Source organism: uncultured Paraglaciecola sp., assembly GCF_913020055.1.
In the GTDB taxonomy this organism is placed as follows: Bacteria; Pseudomonadota; Gammaproteobacteria; order Enterobacterales; family Alteromonadaceae; genus Paraglaciecola.
Window position 1 is genome coordinate 1 of sequence record NZ_CAJWCF010000100.1, and the last position, 17,812, is coordinate 17,812.

Below are 17,812 nucleotides of genomic sequence, written 5' to 3' on the forward strand. Positions count from 1 at the left end.
ATATTTGGACAATGATGAAAAGTTCAATAAAAACGGTATGTTTAGTGTTCAACAACAGTTAATACAAACATAGCCTATAAAAATTACTACCTACTATGGTTTGAATCTGAGCATTGAACAAATTTTTTGTGAATTTTTTACGTTTAAAATTTTGGGAGGGAATTCCGTCTAATGGCTAAGCATTAGACGGAAAAAAGTTGGCTATGCTCTGCAAGCCTAAGCCAATTTATATTGAGAGCTTACTTAACCCTTGCATTAGTTGTTCTTTGATTTTTTTACCTTCATCTGTATCGAGATACGCTTTAGCACTACTGACAACTTTACTGATCATTTCTGGACTTAATCCGATGGCTTCAAACTGTTTTTTCAACTCGTTCATCGCTTTTAACGAATCATTGTAATTGGCAGCTTTGTCCATTAACCCACTTAATCCACCTTCTGATGTCATTTTGCTGATATCAGGTACTGAGCCCATTAATGAATCAAGACCAGGTAATGAATCGCTTAATCCGCTGAATTGTTCAGCTGAGATGTTGTCTTTGGCATAGTTAAATATTGATGCTAACCCACCTTCAGCTTGAGATTTATCGATCCCAACTGATTCACTGACTGAGCTAATCATATCTGTTACGTTTGGCATGGCAGGTGATTCAGCTTCCATACCTAACATACTTTTAATCGAGTCTAACCAACCTTCGGCATGGCTTTGCGGTGAAAAGGCGAGGGCAGATAGAACAATCAGTAAATAAGAGGTTTTCATAATTAATTTCAACTTGGTTAGTAAATGGCAGTGCTAACAATAAACCTAAATACAGTATTGCATTAGGTCATTATTATTAACAACAGGTGGTTTAGACTGAAAGAGTCGTTTTGTTGATTTACTCAGAATTCAGGTTACTTAATTAATAAGGCTTCAAAGTCTTTGGCGGTTATGGGTTTAGACATGTAGTAACCTTGATATTTGTTTATTTTCATTTCTTTCAGAATTGATAAATGTTCTTTTTCCTCAATACCTTCAGCAGTCACCGACAGTCCGAGGCTTGATGCCATTGACATGATAGCGGCACACAGGTTTCGAGCTGATGTGTTTGTTTCAATGTCTTTGACAAAACTTCTATCTATTTTAATTGAGCTAAAGTCAGTTTTCTTGAGATAACTTAAACTCGAATAACCCACACCAAAATCATCGATAGCCGTGTCTACTCCAAGCTGAGAAAACTGCAAAATGTTATTTTGAACTAAGCTCAGATCATCAGCAAACACACGCTCTGTGAGTTCAAGCACAATGGAACTGCCAGGTAAATCATACTTTTTTAAGGTTTGGACTAATTCATTAACTAAATCATCATTATTAATCTGTCGATACGAAACGTTAATTGACATTGTTAAATGCGTAAAACCCATTATATGCCATTGTTTAAGCACGTTACATGCTTGGTCGAGTACCCATAGGCCGATTGGAACAATAAGACCGTTATCTTCGCTTAGAGGGATAAATTCATCAGGAGGGATATTGCCCAGTTCTGGATGTTCCCATCGAATAAGTGCTTCCGCACCGCTGATAGCATCATTTTGATCGTAAATTGGTTGAAATACTAACCTTAGTTCATCCCGTTCAACGGCGTAATTGAGTTCACTGCCTAGCTTAACTATGCGTTTTATGCTGTCGTCGTGCACAACGTTGTAAAATTGATATGACCCTGTAGCCAGAGATTTCGCTTTATACATAGCTGTATCTGCTTTTCTAAGTAGCTCGTTTACTTCCTCGCTATCTTTTGGAAACTGCGAAACGCCTACACTTGAGCCAATGAAATACTCATTTTCGCCAAACATAATGGGATGGCTAATTCGGTTTTGTAGCGTTTCTATTAACCTAATGATTTGCTTTTCGTCTGTCACATCATTCAATAGTAAAACAAATTCATCGCCACCAAATCTTGCTACTACGTCACTTTTTGGAACAACCTTCTTAATACGTTTAGCCACTTCAATTAAAACTGCATCGCCAGCTTCATGACCCTTGATATCATTTACATTCTTAAATTTATCTAGGTCAATGAAGACAATAGAAAATTTGCGTCCTTGTAATTGACCCTTCTCGACCATTTCACCCATGCGTTGCTGAATAAATAAACGATTTGGAAGTTTGGTTAAGTAGTCATAATGGGCTAAATAGGATAATTCCGATTCATGATTTTTACGCTCGCTAATGTCTTCAATCGTTAAAAGGATATGTTGTTCATTATTTTCATCAGCCACTCTTAACGATGAGTATTCTAGCCACAAAGCATGTCCATCGTTCGAAGTGATAAGGATTTCTTTACCATTGATGTCATCTAAACTGTCATAAGAAAATGTTTTGCTTGTCTGACATATTTCCCCAATATGTGAATCTAGTAAGGCATCCTTTTTGTAACCAAAGGTTTTGTGCGCTTTGGCGTTAGCCCGTTCTATATTGCCTTTAACATCGACTAAAATAACACTCTGAACGTTTGAATTAAAAACCCCCATAAATAAATTACTTTCAAAACAGGCAAGGCTGAGTGCTTTATTTATGTCCAACATTTTATCGTTTAAAACAAAATAATAAATCAGCATAATCAAACTAAAAATAGTCAGACACATAAGCCGAGTCATTAAGGTATAACCCATGCTTCCTTCATAAGGTAAAGCGTCTAAATTTTCGGGGAAAACAGCATAAAAAATGGTACCTAAAACGCACATCAGCCAGAAAAACAACTGACCTCTCCAGCCCATTGTACCGCCCGCGAGTATAGGTATGATAAAAATCCATGCAAAGTGAACTGTGTCAATTCCGCCGGCAAAAGTTACGTTAACTAAATGGATTACAAGTATGCAAAATAACATGATGCTTGCGCTAAGAGGGACGTTTTTGCTTCGATAAAGCAAAAACATATTACCTATGATAATGGAGACACCAATGGCTTGAAACGCCACTACCCAATTAGCCATTACAGCGTAGAAGTCTTTAAAGGTTAGCCCCAGCACGATGATGTAAATGACGCTGGTTATGTTAACAATGGATAATAATCCGGATGAATCGGCATCAAGAAAAAAGTTCTTAAGTTTTGACTTACTACTGCTTATAACAGTACTGCCTATCATCTGTTATTCACCCATATTGATTGAATTCTGATGTGTATTGTGACGTTAGCTATAATTATCAGTTTTACAGAAAAACTCTATATTGCCAATAAATAGCAGATTAGTATCTATCATATGCTTAAATAAAAATCTGTCTAGGAATCAAATGCTTCTTACACCTTTTGGTCGATTCTTTGAGTCATGTTTTAAGTAGCTAAGACGTTCTTTTAAATCACATGAACTTGTTACTTTTGAATTGTCACTTGGTCACCTACTTTTACTCGTCCGTCACTTATCACTCGGCAGCAAACACCTCCTCGCCAATCGGGGGTTAGAGCTTGGGTTAACCCTTGATGTTGTGCATCCATTCTTGGACAAGGATCAGTTTCCCGAGTAATCAATAAAATCAGCTGACCAATCTTGATTTGTTGACCGACCATACTGGGATCAAAACTAACGCCTTCAACCAACAAGTTTGCACGCCTGACCGTCCAAGGCAGTGTTGCCTTCACTTCGTCACAGGCAAGTTGCCATTGTTCAATACTGAGCACAGTAACCTGACGTTTGCCCGGTTTACCTCTAAAGTCATGTTCTACCCCTGCTACTTTACTCACCATAGTCTCGGCTTTAGTTTGCATGGGTGCTCTAGATTTTGGGCGAAATGCGATATCCAATAATTGCATACTGACTTCCTTTTAGGCGTTAATGTTATCGAGTTGCACAACTTTAGCTTGGATGTACTTGAGTCTTAGCCCTAAGGTTACAGCCGCGGTGCTTAAACCACATATAAAACCAATCCAAAAACCCGCAGCTGCCATTTTCGGTACAATCCAATCGGTTAACCCTAAAACACAGCCTATTGTCATGCCCACCACCCAATAAGATACAAAACTTAAATAAAACATAGCTGTCGTGTCTTTATAACCTCTAAGAGCAGTCCCCGATATGACCTGTATCGCATCTGAAAACTGAAACATTGCGGCAAATAATAACAGGCTAGATGCCAACTCAATCACAGGTGGATCGATGCTATATAACTTAGCAATGAACTCACTGCCTATTACCGTTAATGTGGCGGTGAAAACAGCAATACTGATACCCAAAAAGAAGGCACATTTAGTAGCAATTTTTGCTTGTTCAGGATTTTGTTCTCCCAGCAAATGCCCAATACGAATACTGGTAGCCATACCGATGCTTAATGGGATCATAAACATCAGTGCAGAAAAGTTCAGTGCAACCTGATGCGACGCCACCACTATTGCTCCAAAAGGCGCTAATAAAATAGCCACCGCGGCAAACAATGTGACCTCGAAAAGTATGGTCATGGCAATAGGTAAACCCAGTTTCATACATTCCATCATGTCTTGATAATGAGGACGATATAATTTGAGATACAAGTTATACCTAGCCAACTTTTCGGATTTAAATGTATATAACCAAGTAGCAAGGAACATCGCAACAAAAACTAACGCGGTAGCTACACCACAACCCGCACCACCCATTTCTGGCAAACCAAGCTTGCCGTAAATTAGCACATAGTTAGCCGGTATATTGACGAATAAACCTATGCCCATAATTAACATGCTTGGTTTGGTAATTGACAGCCCCTCACAATAATTTCGAAGCACTTGATACAAAGCAAAAGCGGGCATGGAATACAAAATATAGTGAATGTAATCGATGGTAATTCGACGCAGTTCCTCTTCCATTTGGATGTATTTCATCACAGGTTCAAAGGCAAAACCAAACAACACCGCAAGGATAGAAAAAGCTAAGGCTAGCCACACCATTTGATGCGTATAGTTAGCCACTTTATCAATTTGTTTTGAGCCATTAAAACGTGAAATAATGGGGGGTAGGGCAAGGGTGATCCCCTGAATAAACACAATGATCGGCAAGGTAAAGCCAAACCCTATGGCGACGGCGGCCATATCGGTAGCTGAATAACGACCTGCCATAATTGTATCTGACACACCCATCAAGGTTTGCGTAATTTGCGCTACCAGTAAAGGCCATGCCAAATGACAAATCGTTTTTAATTCTTTTTTAAATGCCAAAACTGGTCTCTTTTATAAAAGCAGCTCCGAGTTATTAGCTTCGAGCCGCGAGCTTAAAGAAAAGTGTTAAAAGATTACGTTTGTTGGCAATCACACTTTACTTTTTATTTAGTCTTATATCATTTCCTGCGTAGCTCGTAGCTCGTAGCTCGTAGCTCGTAGCTCGTAGCTTAAAACGGCTGTATATTTACGTTTTCACCCACTTGAACATCCCCTATATCCTGCTCTAGTGCCATATAACAATTAGCATTAGCGATTGAACTCATGATCCCAGAACCCTGTTTACCATTGGGTTTTACCCATAACTCACCACTTTCGTCACGATAAAAGATACCTCTTTGGTAATCTGCTCGTCCTGGTCGTTTCTTTATAATACCGGCAGCCTTGGCAATAAAATGTGGTGTGGGTGACAATGTTTGACCGCTTAATGTTTGCAATATGGGCGTGACTAGCTGCTCAAATGTCACATATGACGATACGGGATTACCCGGTAACCCGCAAAACCAAGCCTGCTTTAATTGACCAAAAGCAAAAGGTTTTCCGGGTTTAATCGCTACTTTCCAAAAGTTAATATTACCGAGTTCTGCTAAAACTTCTTTGACGTAGTCTGCTTCGCCTACTGACACGCCACCACACGAAAGGACTAAGTCACATTCATTGTCGGCTTGGACAAATGCGGCTCGTAAGCTAGATTTGTCATCTTTGATTATACCCATATCAATAACCTCCACTGGGAAGTCTGATAACAAGCCATTGAGGGCGAATCGGTTACTTTCATAAATCGCACCCGGTACTAAATCTTGACCGGGTGGAGTTAATTCATCTCCAGTGGCAATTAGGCCAATTTTTAATTTACGCGTTACCCTAACGTGATCAACACCCACCGATGCAATCAACGCGAGATGAGACGCCTTAAGTTTTGTGCCAGAGGCGACGACTACTTGTCCGCGCTGAATATCTTCGCCGGCTTTGCGTACACTATTGCCTTTTTCAGGGATTTGATTGAATACAATATTGTCGCCATCGACCGTTGTATTTTCCTGCATGATAACCGCATCAGCACCTTCAGGAATAATCGCACCAGTCATGATCCTAATACATTGCCCAGCTAATAAGGTTTTATTGAACGGTTGACCTGCCAAAGCTCCACCGACCATTTTCAACTTATTGTGCTGGGATAACGATTGATGATCCATCGCATAACCATCCATTGCTGAATTATCTGCTGGAGGCACATCAATGCTTGAAATAACATCTGCAGCTAAGACTCTACCAAGTGCATTTTGAAGAGGTAAATCGTTGTTATCTTCTATTGGCTTGATATGGGCAAACATCTTGGCAATCGCTTCTTTTATCGGTAAAAGCGCGGAACCATTTGGGTTGGGACTGTCACAGGTTTGGATCATTGACTTTAATACTGCCTTTAGAATATTGGATAATTGAATGCTGAAATAGACTGAGCTAACTATCTCAAAAAAGCATCATAACCGATACCGCGAGTCATGCTATTTCTGTCTTTGTTAGCTGAAAACCACCAAAATAAACGGTACTCTACTTAGATCAATACCGTTTCAATTGTCATAATTTCTCGATTTTGTAACCACTGGCTTTTAGTGTTGCCAACACGCTATCAGGTCCTGAAAGATGTAATGCGCCAACCAAGATAAACTCAATGGGTTTGTCATTTAGCATCTCGATTATTTTAGGTACCCAGTTGTTGTTACGTGTGACCAACAAATCTTGATAAATTTGAGGATAATCATCTTTAAAAGGTGTGATCCCCACCTGTTCCATTCCTAACATATCTCCTGCAAGCCAGGTTGAATGTAACTGACCAAACATCTCTGGCATATTATTAATATCCTTTAAGGTGTATTCGATCATGGCATTGGGATCGCCACCGCCTAAGTTAGCCAAAAAGGCTAATTGTTCGTCAGGTGTTTCTAACCAACCTTGTTCTTTTTCTTGGGCGTTAGCCATTTTTGAAAAAAACAAATCTACACCTTCACGGGTATACCCCATCGCTTTCAGCTCGATAAAAGTCAGGGTAATGGAGAGTAAATTAGGCTTGTAAGAGGCAAATGCCTGCATAGGTATTTGTCGTGATGACAAATGTATAGCAAGTGCTTGATAGGTCTCAGGCTGCAATACGTTATTGATTGTAGTGCCATCGTTGTACATCATAAGACTCATCATTTTTTGAGTAAACTCTGGCGTGCTCACTGCATGCATGTCTGTTTCAAAAATTACTTTATCCGAGGCGTTGAAGGCCAAATCATATTCTTTTGCCAAAGGGTAATCTTTTGGGGTTAGAACATGCATAGTGCCACCAATAAAAAGACTATGTTGCCCATTCGATACCTTCCAAACCGATGCTGCTTGCAGGCTAAAAGTTAATATTAGGCTGGTGCTGAGTGCGAGTGCTCTTATCAATATCATTTTGTAACTACATCCTTTCATTGTGTATAGGGAAAGCCGCTGAAGAATAGCCTTGCATGGGTGTTTAACGCAACAAGACTAAGATTTTTCATGCTGCCCCAACTTGGTGCTATTGCATTATATAGGAGCATGTTTTCAAGTGTTTATAGAATAAATCATTCCTAACTACATGAATTATATGATGATAATAGTTGGCACTATTTCTGTATTAAGTAACTCAACAATGTCAATTGTGACCAAATTTTAACTCGTTTTATATACAAAAATGTATGCAAGATGATTTGGCAAAGAAGCCCACACGTTCCTGAACTGGAATGGTGGGCTTTTTTTTGCGCATAAGATAATCAAAGGTGGCTCATGTCGAACTTAATTAATGTACACAGCGGGAATAACATGCGGATAGTAGTAGTAGGCAATGGCATGGTGGGGCATCATTTTGTTGACCAACTGATACAAGAAAATATTGCAGACACAAACACACAGTTAGATATTGTAGTGTTGTCTGCAGAGCCGAGGCTTGCTTACGACCGTGTACATTTATCCGAATATTTTTCTGGTAAAACAGCTGATGAGTTAGCGTTGACCACGCCAGAATATTATCACGAGCACAATGTTAAGTTTGCTTTGAACGCCAAGGTTGTCAATATCGATAAGTTGGCTAAATCGGTCACAACCGAAGCTGGAGAGGTGTTTGCGTACGACAAACTTGTATTGTCAACGGGCTCGTTTCCTTTTGTTCCACCAATCCCTGGCAACGATCAACCCCACTGTTTGGTATACCGTACGATAGAAGACCTAGAAAATATCAGTGCGTCATCTGCCGTTAGTAAAGTAGGTGTGGTCGTAGGCGGTGGCCTATTAGGTTTAGAAGCCGCTAATGCATTAAAAGAAGCAGGTTTACAAACCCATGTGGTTGAATTTGCCCCACAGTTAATGGCAGTGCAAGTCGATAACGGGGGTGGTCGAGTATTACGCAGTAAAATCGAATCTCTAGGTGTACAAGTTCATACCCAAAAAGCCACACAAAGCATTGAAGCCGGTGAAACCTGTCGCTATAAAATGTGTTTTGCCGATGGTGAAGTATTAGAAACCGACATGATCTTATTCTCGGCGGGTATTCGCCCACAAGACGCCTTAGCCCGAGAGTTTGACATTGCCATAGGTGAGCGTGGTGGCATTGTGGTCAACGATCAATGTTTAACCAGTGAGCCTGATATCTACGCTATTGGTGAATGTGCACTATGGAACAATTTTATCTTTGGTTTGGTTGCACCCGGTTACACCATGGCCAGAGCGGCCGCTAGCCATATTATTGGTGGCGATGTGGCTTTTCAAGGTGCTGACATGAGCACTAAACTAAAACTCATGGGGGTGGAAGTAGGCTCAATTGGTGATGCCCATGCCAGAACCGACGGGGCGTTATGCTATACCTACGAAAATCAACCATTAGAAGTCTACAAAAAAATTGTGGTCGACTCCCAACAGAAAAAATTACTCGGCGCTGTGCTCATAGGAGACACCAGTGACTATGACACCTTACTGCAATATGCATTAAACGATATCGAGTTACCCGAACACCCTGAAAGCCTTATTTTACCAGCCGGTGAAGGTGCCGCACCTGGACTAGGAGCTGATGCCTTACCCGATACTGCGACTATTTGTTCATGTCACAACGTATCAAAAGGCGACATTATTCAGGCTTTTGATACCGGCAGCTGTAACTTAGCAGACATTAAAGCCTGTACTAAAGCCAGCAGTGGTTGTGGCGGATGTACAGCACTGCTTAAAACGGTAGTAGACAGCGAATTAACTAAACGTGGTGTGGAAGTCAAAAAAGACATTTGTGAACATTTTGCCTATTCAAGGCAAGAAATGTTTCACCTCGTCAAAGTGGGGGGTATCAAAACCTTTGATGAATTATTAGAAAAGCATGGTAAAGGTTTGGGTTGTGAAATTTGTAAACCCGTCAGTGCATCGATTTTAGCCTCTGTATGGAATGATTTTATACTCAAGCCCGACCATGTTAGTTTGCAAGACACTAACGATACATACCTAGGTAATATGCAAAAAGACGGCACCTATTCCGTCATACCACGTATTGCTGGTGGTGAAATCACTCCAGAAAAACTGATTGTATTAGGCCAAGTCGCTAAAGATTATAAGTTGTATACCAAGATCACTGGTGGACAGCGTATTGATTTATTTGGCGCCCGTGTTGAACAACTTCCCGCTATTTGGCAAACCCTTATCGAAGCGGGGTTTGAAACCGGCCATGCCTACGCTAAGGCGCTAAGAACGGTAAAATCCTGTGTAGGCAGTACTTGGTGTCGTTATGGTGTGCAAGACTCCGTAGGCCAAGCCATCGATTTGGAAAATCGTTACAAAGGTTTACGCGCACCTCACAAAATAAAATTTGCGGTGTCAGGGTGTACCCGAGAATGCGCAGAGGCACAAAGCAAAGATATTGGGGTGATTGCCACTGAAAACGGCTGGAACTTATATGTCTGTGGTAACGGTGGTATGAAACCACGGCATGGCGATTTGTTTGCAACCGACTTAGACACTGAAACCTTGGTTAAATACATTGACAGAGTACTGATGTTTTACGTAAGAACGGGCGATCGTTTGCAACGTACTTCGGTATGGATGGAAAACCTTGAGGGCGGTTTAGCCTATTTGCAACAAGTGGTGATTGAAGACTCGCTAGGTTTAGGTGAAGAGCTTGAAGCGCAGATGCAAAACGTGGTTGATACCTACCAGTGTGAGTGGAAAACCGCGATTGAAAGCGAACAATCTCGTAAACGTTTCCGTCAGTTTGTTAACAGTGATAAATCTGATCTAAACATTGTGTTTGTGGAAGAGCGTGAACAAATTCGCCCTGCAACTGAATCAGAAAAACAGCAATTTAGCCAAGCGCAAGTCAGTGAAGAAAAAGACACTGAACTTGCCACAGAATTAGTTTAAGGAGACAAATCATGAGTACACAAGATAAATGGATAACAGTTTGTAGTGACACTGATTTAGTCACTAACTCTGGTGTATGCGCTTTATTAAATGAGCAGCAAATTGCTTTGTTCAAGATTAAAAGCGCCAACAGTGAACAGGTTTTTGCAGTGAGTAACTGGGATCCTATTGGCAAAGCCAATGTATTATATAGAGGGTTATTAGGCTCGGTGGAAAAGGTAAATGTCATCATTTCACCACTTTATAAACAGCGCTATTGCTTAGTGTCAGGTCTATGCCTTGATGACGAAGCGATTAAATTGGTTGTCTACCCAGTGCGTATCGAACAAAACCAAGTACAGTTGCAGTTGGTTGACTAGTTGATGCCCTCTAGCCATCCCAAACAAACGTCACTCCCATGTAGTGCACCTTCTATGCTGAGCACAACTTGTCCCTATTGCGGAGTGGGTTGTGGTGTAGAGGTGCAAATTAGCGCGGATAAGAAATTAACAGACCTTAAAGGCAGTAGCGATCATCCGGCTAACTTTGGTCGTTTGTGTGTTAAGGGCAACAAACTACTCGAAACCAACTCAGCATCAGGCCGCTTACTCAGCCCCATGATTGCAGGTAAAAAAGCCAGTTGGGATGAGGCGATTGAACAAGTCGCCAGTCAATTTAATCAAATCATTGCACAGCATGGCCCTGATTCGGTGGCGTTTTATGTGTCAGGTCAGCTGCTGACTGAAGATTATTACGTGGCCAATAAATTAATGAAAGGTTATATCGGCAGTGCCAATATCGATACCAATTCGAGATTATGTATGTCGTCTGCAGTGGCCGCCTACAAACGAGCGTTTGGTGCCGATGCCGTGCCATGTTGTTACGAAGATTTAGAACAAACCGAATTACTGATCTTAGTGGGCTCAAACGCTGCTTGGACACACCCTGTATTATTTCAGCGTATCGAAAGAGCCAAAAAACTTAACCCTGATATGCAAGTGGTGACAATCGATCCACGCAAAACTGCCACATCTGAGTTGGCAGATCTTCATTTAGCGATTAAACCCGGTACCGATGTTGTTTTGTTTAATGGTTTATTGGCTTATTTAGCTAGCCACGATGCGTTAAACACCAATTACATTACTGCCAATACCCAGGGTTTTGAGCAAGTGCTGAGTCATTGTGAGTTATGGACCCTGAGTAAAGTCGCTCTTCAATGTGACATTAGTGAACAAGTGTTGCTGAGTTTTTATCAATTATTTGCACAAACCGATAAAGTGGTCACTGCTTATTGTATGGGCGTGAATCAATCTTCCTCTGGTACCGATAAAGCGAACAGCATCATCAACAGCCATTTAGCCACAGGCAAAATTGGCCGAGAAGGCTGTGGACCTTTTTCGTTAACGGGTCAACCGAATGCAATGGGTGGCCGCGAAGTGGGTGGCTTAGCTAATATGTTGGCTTGCCATATGGACATCGACAACCCTCAACATCGTCAAACAGTACAAAGTTATTGGCAGTCTCCTACTATCGCAACCGAGCAGGGACTAAAAGCAGTCGATTTGTTTGACAATATCAACAGCGGCAAAGTCAAAGCTGTGTGGATCATAGCGACAAACCCTATGGTGAGTATGCCCAACCGACAAAAAATTGCTGAGGCATTAAAAAAGTGTGAGTTGGTAGTGGTGTCTGATTGTGTGGCTAAAAACGATACCCTAGATTTTGCTCATATTGCATTACCTGCAACTGGATGGTCAGAAAAAGACGGCACAGTCACCAATTCCGAACGGCGTATTTCTCGTCAGCGCGGTTTATTACCTGCCAGTGGCGAGGCGAAACACGATTGGCAGATCATATGTGACGTCGCCAAAGCCATGGGTTTTGCAAAGGGCTTTAACTTTGATTCACCCAGCCAAATATTTGCCGAATACACAGGGTTAACGCAGGCAGACAATCATGGTAGCCGTGATCTAGACCTGTCTAGTTTGTGCGATTTAACAGAAACTCAATATAACCGTTTAAAACCGGTGCAATGGCCAGTTAATCAGTCTGCCCCTTATGGTACAAAACGTTTGTTCACAGACGGGCAATTCTATACCAAAAGCGGCAAAGCACAGTTTGTACTCACCAAATTTTCAGCACCAGAACAGCAGACCAATAGTGATTTTCCTTTTGTATTGAACAGCGGCCGAGTGCGCGACCAGTGGCATACCATGACCCGTACGGGTAAAACGTCTGAATTAACCTCACACGTTAGCCGTCCGTATTTGGCTATGCATTCAAAAGATGCTGCAAGTTTAGATTTAAAACATGATGATTTAGTTAGCCTAAGTGCTGAACATGTTGTCGCTGAGACACCCCCAGTGTTGTTGCCTGTAGTCATTGACGACAATCAACGATGCGGAGAAGTGTTTGCGCCTATTCATTGGAGTGCTAGCAATGCATCCAGTGCCAATATTACGATGCTTTATACCGATGCAAACGACAAACTATCTGGCCAACCTGAGCTGAAACACGCTGCGATTAAACTGCAAAAGGTGAATTATCAACATTATGGTCAACTGTTTATCCAGCAAGATCTTAATGTCGAGTTATTAAGGCAGTATTTTGATTATTTTGTCACTTGCCCAGTAGAGAAAGGTCAACGGGTGTTTTTTGCTACTGACCAAGAGCCAGCAAACATTAAACACGACTTGCAGTTACAGCTGCCGTTGTACGATGAATGGATCAATACCGCAGGCCCACACTTAAACAGTACCTGCGCCATGCGCCAAGGTGTGATGTCGTTAGTCATGTTTATCTCACCGAATAACATGGAGGTAGACGCTAGTTGGATCAATAGTGTGCTCAACAGCGACAATGTCACCGCTGAACAATTACACGGTGTGTTAAACAAACAACCTGATGCACAGTTTACCCAAGGTAAATTGGTCTGTAGTTGTTTTAAAGTGGGCGAAAATAGCATTGTCGACGCCATCAAATCGGGCTGTGACTCAGTAGACAGTTTAGGTCGCACACTACAATGCGGTACCAACTGTGGTTCGTGTAAATCTGAACTCAGTCAAATGGTTAAACAACATGCCGTCAAAAAACTGAATATTGAACAAGATCAGTTAATCGCCTTGGAGGCCTTATCATGAGTACAGAAAAAATGTTGTTGCCTTGGGGCGTTTCTGCACTACAACAGTTGTTTTCACGGGTTAAAATCAATTCAAATCAGCTAGTGCCCAATTGGTTAAACCAATATTTCCCTGGTCAGCAGCGTATTCAACCGCACAAACGAGCTGACAAAGGCCATGTGTATTTAATTGGTGCAGGGCCAGGTGATGCAGAATTATTAACCTTAAAAGCCCATCGGTTAATTCAACAAGCCGATGTTGTGATGTACGACTGGTTGGTTAACCCCGACATTATCAATATGATCCCAAGTCATGTTGAACGGGTGTTTGTCGGTAAAAAGTGCGGCCAGCACAGTATGCAACAAGCCGATATTTGTCAGTTAATGCTAGACGTGGCATTAACCGGTAAAAACATCGTACGTTTAAAAGGCGGTGACCCCGCTATATTTGCCCGAGCCGCTGAAGAGTGTGAAATTTTAGCTAAGCATCAAATCGACTTTGCCATAGTGCCGGGTATTACTGCTGCTTCTGGCGCATCGGCCTATGCGGGTATTCCGCTTACACACCGAGAATGCGCGCAATCAGTGCGTTTTATTACCGCGCACTTAAAATCAGCCAGCGACGAACCAAATTGGCAAGCGCTGGTGGCTGGAGCCAGTGCGTCTCACTCTGCCAACAATGGCGAAACCTTAGTGTTTTACATGGGGCTTAAACGCATCGATACTATTATGCAGCGTCTCGAAACCCACGGGTTGCCTGCAAGTACACCGGTTGCCGTGATTGACCAAGCGTCGACAACACAACAACAAGTATGTGTAGGCACATTACAGAATATCGCCCAACGCGTGACCGAGCAAAATTTTCAAGGCCCAGCTGTGACCATAGTAGGTGAGGTGGTGAATAAACGTCACGAGGTCAACTTGTCGTTGTTGTCTCAATCAGTCAATGCATTGAGCGTTGGCACTTAACTAACGCCAACGTAAGGCCTAACTAATACGATTTTACGCTGATAGGTTTTGTTTAATTGGCCAGTCAATTCAAGGTAGAATATCCAATACAGTAGATCAGAATTTCAAACCATGACAGACACCCCAACAGACTTTAAAGACTTTATTCGCATTATTGGCCGAGGCCAAAGGGCAGGGCGCACACTGACTCAACAAGAAGCTTATCAAGCCATGAGTATGTTAATTAATGGCCAAGCCACTGCGGAACAAAAAGGGGCGTTTTTAATGTTGCTGCGGGTCAGAGAAGAAACCGCAGAAGAGCTAGCCGGTTTTAGTCAGGCGTTTCGCGCTTATACGCCGACTAACCTAACTGCACTTACCGTTGATTTAGACATGGGCTGTTACGCGGGTAAACGCAGGCATCTACCTTGGTTTTTGTTGGCCGTTTTGTTACTTGCACAAAGTGGTAAACGCATATTTTTGCATGGCACCCACGAGCCTGATTCAAAACGTTTGTATTTAAAAGAAGTCTTACCCCAATTAGGTTTTGATATCGCCCAAAACCCAGCCGAAGCTGACGTTGCCTTAGACACGTTCGGTTTTGCCTATATGGACTTAAAACAGATAAACCCGCAACTCGACGATATTATTCAGTTGCGCGAACAATTTGGTTTACGCTCGTGCGCCAACACCTTAGCCAGAATGTTAAACCCGTCAAATGCAAGCCACAGCCTACAAGGTATATTTCATCGTCTGGTAGATGAAAAACACCGTAAAACCGCCGCCTTGTTGAAGGATCAAAATGTACTGTGTTTTAGAGGCGAGGGCGGCGAAATTGAATTTAATCCACTGCGTGATGTGACCTTACATATTAGTCGAAGTGCAAAACAAGAATGTACTGATGTGAATGCCACCTGTGAAACCTTTATCACCAAACCACAAGCATTAGACGCCAAACAACTGATCGATGTTTGGACTGGTTTAGCAGACGATACTTACGCAAACCATGCGGTGGTGGGCACTTTAAGTGTGATGTTAGTACTAGTGAATAAACTTGAATGGGCACAGGCCTATCAACAAGCAGAAGTTATGTGGCAAGGGCGTGATAAAACGTGGCCTGTTGCGTTGCCAGATGCGGGGGCACAAAGCACACCTTTTGATACTACTGGTAAACATTACGCGCACTAAAGCCTAGACAACGGACTGACTACTGAGTTACCACCTCGCTGCAAAATATGCGTATAGATTTGAGTGGTGCGTAAATCAGCGTGACCTAATTGATCTTGCACTGTTCGAATATCGGCACCTGATTGGAGTAAGTGGGTGGCGAATGAGTGGCGTAGGGTGTGTGGGGTGACGTGTTTGTCAATATGGGCTTTTTTTGCGGCAAAACGAATTGCTTTTTGCACGGTGGATTCATCAATATGATGACGTCTTAATGGTTGATCCTCTGGATCTTTCGACAATTGCCGAGACGCAAACAGGTATTGCCATTGTAGTGAACGATTGGCCTTTTTAAATTTTAGCCTTAGACGATGGGGTAAATACACACCACTGTATTCGGGGTTTGACAAATCTGCATCCAAATATTGTTTGACTACAACAATTTGTTGTCGAAGAGAAGGAACAAGCTCATCAGCCAGAGTGACCACCCGATGTTTGCCTCCTTTACCATTCCAAATTCGAATAGATTTAAAGTCAAAATCGATATCTTGGACTCTCAATCTTATACATTCCATTAAACGCAAACCGCTAGCATACAAAATACATACGGCTAGTTTCTGTTGTACATTGACGACTGCTAATAACCTACGCATTTCATCTGTGGTCAACACCACGGGTAGTTTTTGCTGACGCGTACTTTTAACAAAGTTGAGCTTCAAATTTAAAGGCTGATGAATAATATCTCGATACAAAAAAGCTAAGGCATTCAATGCAGACTTTTGTGTCGCTGCCGCTACATCAAGCTCTAACACCAAGTGTGAAAGAAAGGCTTCTACCTCTTTATCGTGCATTAGATTAGGGTGTTTTTTCTGATGGAAATGGATGTAACTACTGATCCATTTTAAGTAAGCTTCAATAGTACGTTTCGCATAACGTAACTTAAACATCTCATCTTTTATCATATTCAAAAACATTGATTTAGGCATAAAAGTTTCCTTACTTTTAATATGTATGTATATACAGTTATAGTAAAACTTCCGGATAACAGCAAGATCTAGGAAAAAGTCCGTGTTTCCACAATCACTTATTTACGAAAAGGTAATAAAGTTAACCTGTACAAGGGGTTAGTGGCTGTGGTAGAAATAGGTAATGTAGAAAGCCGGAAAAGTTCCGTGTTTAAACACGGAACTTTTCCGGCTATTAATATTGTTATACGTAAAGGAGAGTTGGTAGATGGAGTTAAATTCAATAGAAGATGTCAAAGCCCTCAATGAATATAAAAAGATGGAGCAAATTCAAAAAATCGAAAAAAAGTTTCATCGACTTGGTTTCGTGCCATACATGACTTTGGGTGCGCTAACGCTTTATTATATTTTTACTGTCTGGTTAGATGGTGGTAGTTGGTCAAATATGCACTTCATGTTTATCGCATCATCGATGGCGAGTATAGGCTATTCAAATGTTGAACGTACCGATTTATTAAAACAACTAATAGAATTAAAGTACGGTAGATAATTACGTATAACAAACAAATCATGGCCGACGCGCAAACAGCGCGCGCCGCATATTCGAAGCGTTAGCTTTTAATCGGAGACATCGGAACTAATGGGAAGTATTGAGTTTTTAGTTATAGTCCTAAATTTAGTAATTGTATTTGTGGCGTACCTGTCTGTTTACCCGAAACTGGCAGGGAATAGCTTCAATCGAATATCGTTTTATGACATTTTTGCTTCTGGGCTGGCACTTGTAATTGTCGGTTCAAAATATTGGGGCACAGGCCAAGAATTTAGCTTGATATTTGGTCAAGTAAATTGGTTTTGGTTTACATTGATTACTTACGCACTGATCGAAATTCCTGTAATGCTTTGGTATTTCAGGAAAAACAAAGTAGAAGTCAAAATAAAAAGCTAACAAACAAAGGCACTCAGACGCGCAAAAAGCGCGCGCTGGTGCTTAGAAGCGTTATACCCCTATATGAAAATTCGAAGATGCATTTATATCAAAGTATACAAAGGGTACTTCGTTACTCGCCTTCAGG

13 protein-coding genes are annotated in these 17,812 nt (G+C 41.6%); 6 read left to right on the plus strand and 7 right to left on the minus strand.

The genetic code is table 11. The annotated features are described in order from the left end of the window. Nucleotides 1–226: 226 nt before the first annotated feature. The 6 genes from QZ488_RS17665 to QZ488_RS17690 all read right to left on the minus strand — a co-directional run bounded on the left by QZ488_RS17665 (nt 227) and on the right by QZ488_RS17690 (nt 7,601). A complete protein-coding gene (locus tag QZ488_RS17665) occupies nt 227–760 on the minus strand; it encodes a DUF2780 domain-containing protein (protein WP_293751271.1) in 534 nt (177 codons plus the stop codon). 134 nt (nt 761–894) lie between these two features. Next, the gene (locus QZ488_RS17670) at nt 895–3,126 is read right to left on the minus strand and encodes an EAL domain-containing protein (protein ID WP_293751273.1); all 2,232 of its coding nucleotides are present in this window, start codon (nt 3,124–3,126) and stop codon (nt 895–897) included. Between the two features lie 224 nt (nt 3,127–3,350). Then, nucleotides 3,351–3,788, minus strand: coding sequence for an MOSC domain-containing protein (locus QZ488_RS17675; protein ID WP_293751274.1), 438 nt, complete (start codon nt 3,786–3,788; stop codon nt 3,351–3,353). A gap of 12 nt (nt 3,789–3,800) precedes the next feature. Next, complete coding sequence (locus tag QZ488_RS17680) at nt 3,801–5,162, minus strand: MATE family efflux transporter (RefSeq protein ID WP_293751276.1); 1,362 nt, start codon at nt 5,160–5,162, stop codon at nt 3,801–3,803. A 170-nt stretch (nt 5,163–5,332) separates the two neighbouring features. Beyond that, nucleotides 5,333–6,568, minus strand: coding sequence for a molybdopterin molybdotransferase MoeA (gene moeA / locus QZ488_RS17685; RefSeq protein WP_293751278.1), 1,236 nt, complete (start codon nt 6,566–6,568; stop codon nt 5,333–5,335). Between the two features lie 172 nt (nt 6,569–6,740). Then, nucleotides 6,741–7,601 carry a TraB/GumN family protein gene (locus QZ488_RS17690; RefSeq protein WP_293751280.1) on the minus strand — a complete coding sequence of 287 codons (861 nt, stop codon included), beginning with the start codon at nt 7,599–7,601 and terminating at the stop codon, nt 6,741–6,743. Between the two features lie 393 nt (nt 7,602–7,994). Between QZ488_RS17690 and nirB the strand changes: the two genes are divergently transcribed. The 5 genes from nirB to QZ488_RS17715 all read left to right on the plus strand — a co-directional run bounded on the left by nirB (nt 7,995) and on the right by QZ488_RS17715 (nt 15,798). After that, nucleotides 7,995–10,565, plus strand: a complete 2,571-nt coding sequence (gene nirB / locus QZ488_RS17695; protein ID WP_293751282.1) for a nitrite reductase large subunit NirB — start codon at nt 7,995–7,997, stop codon at nt 10,563–10,565. A gap of 11 nt (nt 10,566–10,576) precedes the next feature. After that, nucleotides 10,577–10,924: a nitrite reductase small subunit NirD gene (gene nirD / locus QZ488_RS17700; protein ID WP_293751284.1), complete on the plus strand. Its 348-nt coding sequence runs from the start codon at nt 10,577–10,579 to the stop codon at nt 10,922–10,924. A 54-nt stretch (nt 10,925–10,978) separates the two neighbouring features. Next, nucleotides 10,979–13,684, plus strand: coding sequence for a nitrate reductase (locus QZ488_RS17705; protein ID WP_293751286.1), 2,706 nt, complete (start codon nt 10,979–10,981; stop codon nt 13,682–13,684). Then, a complete protein-coding gene (gene cobA / locus QZ488_RS17710; protein ID WP_293751288.1) occupies nt 13,681–14,631 on the plus strand; it encodes a uroporphyrinogen-III C-methyltransferase in 951 nt (316 codons plus the stop codon). Before QZ488_RS17705 ends, cobA begins: the two co-directional genes overlap by 4 nt. Nucleotides 14,632–14,742: 111 nt before the next feature. Beyond that, entirely contained in the window at nt 14,743–15,798 is a 1,056-nt protein-coding gene (locus QZ488_RS17715) for a glycosyl transferase family protein (RefSeq protein WP_293751290.1), read from the plus strand. On the opposite strand, the gene QZ488_RS17720 is transcribed toward QZ488_RS17715, so the two are convergent. Beyond that, nucleotides 15,795–16,760: an integron integrase gene (locus tag QZ488_RS17720; RefSeq protein ID WP_293751292.1), complete on the minus strand. Its 966-nt coding sequence runs from the start codon at nt 16,758–16,760 to the stop codon at nt 15,795–15,797. The two genes, QZ488_RS17715 and QZ488_RS17720, sit on opposite strands and share 4 nt — an antisense overlap. Before the next feature lie 247 nt (nt 16,761–17,007). Between QZ488_RS17720 and QZ488_RS17725 the strand changes: the two genes are divergently transcribed. Next, nucleotides 17,008–17,289, plus strand: a complete 282-nt coding sequence (locus QZ488_RS17725; RefSeq protein WP_293751294.1) for a hypothetical protein — start codon at nt 17,008–17,010, stop codon at nt 17,287–17,289. The last annotated feature ends 523 nt before the right edge of the window (nt 17,290–17,812 follow it).